This window comes from Flavobacterium sp. FPG59, from assembly GCF_002150205.1.
Lineage (GTDB): Bacteria > Bacteroidota > Bacteroidia > Flavobacteriales > Flavobacteriaceae > Flavobacterium.
In genome coordinates this window covers 1-1,009 of the sequence record NZ_MTCA01000406.1, presented here as the reverse complement: position 1 = coordinate 1,009, position 1,009 = coordinate 1, and the positions used below count along the sequence as shown (strand labels likewise).

The window sequence follows — 1,009 nt, the reverse complement described above, 5'->3', positions numbered from 1 at the left end:
ACACAAGAATAAAAATTAATGAATTTATCTATACTAATTCCTCTTTTAAACGAAGAGGAATCACTTCATGAACTTTACTCATGGATCATTAAAGTGGTTCAATCCCACAATTATACCTATGAAATCATTTTTCTGGATGATGGTAGCATTGATAATTCTTGGGCACTCATTGAAGGCTTTTCAAAAGAGAATCCTCATGTAAAAGGAGTACGTTTTATGAAAAACTTTGGAAAATCACAGGCATTACATGCTGGTTTTGCAAAAGCTCAAGGAGATGTTATCATTACCATGGATGCTGATTTGCAAGATAGTCCTGAAGAAATACCCGGATTGTATGACATGATTACCAATGGGAAATATGATTTGGTTTCGGGTTGGAAAAAGAAACGCTACGACTCTGTAGTAGCTAAAAATTTACCATCGAAACTATTTAATTGGGCAGCAAGAAAAACATCTGGAGTTGAATTGAATGATTTCAATTGCGGCTTGAAAGCATACAAAAATATTGTTGTTAAGAATATTGAAGTTTCTGGTGAAATGCACCGTTATATTCCGGTATTAGCTAAGAATGCAGGATTTGGCAAAATTGGTGAAAAAGTGGTACAACATCAAGCCAGAAAATATGGTGAAACTAAATTTGGGATGGAACGTTTTATTAACGGATTCTTAGATTTAATTACCATTTGGTTTTTGTCTCGCTTTGGCAAAAGACCCATGCACCTTTTTGGCGCCATAGGATCTTTGATGTTCATCATCGGTTTTATGCTTGCTGGTTACATCGGTATTTCAAAGCTATACCACATGTACAACGATATGCGTTATAGCCTAGTGACCAATAATCCTTGGTTTTATATTGCCTTGACCACAATGGTTTTGGGAACACAATTATTTCTAGCTGGATTTCTGGGAGAAATCATTTTGAGAACAAAAAACAATGAAGAGCGTTATAAGATTTCTGATACCGCTAATTTTGATTAAAGAAAATTATTTATAAAAATAAACAATAAAT

1 protein-coding gene is annotated in these 1,009 nt (G+C 34.0%); it reads left to right on the top strand.

Annotated elements, in window-relative coordinates; translation table 11 throughout:
- Positions 1 to 18 precede the first annotated feature (18 nt).
- Positions 19 to 978 carry a glycosyltransferase family 2 protein gene (locus FPG59_RS16325; RefSeq protein WP_086455560.1) on the top strand — a complete coding sequence of 320 codons (960 nt, stop codon included), beginning with the start codon at positions 19 to 21 and terminating at the stop codon, positions 976 to 978.
- Positions 979 to 1,009 lie beyond the last annotated feature (31 nt).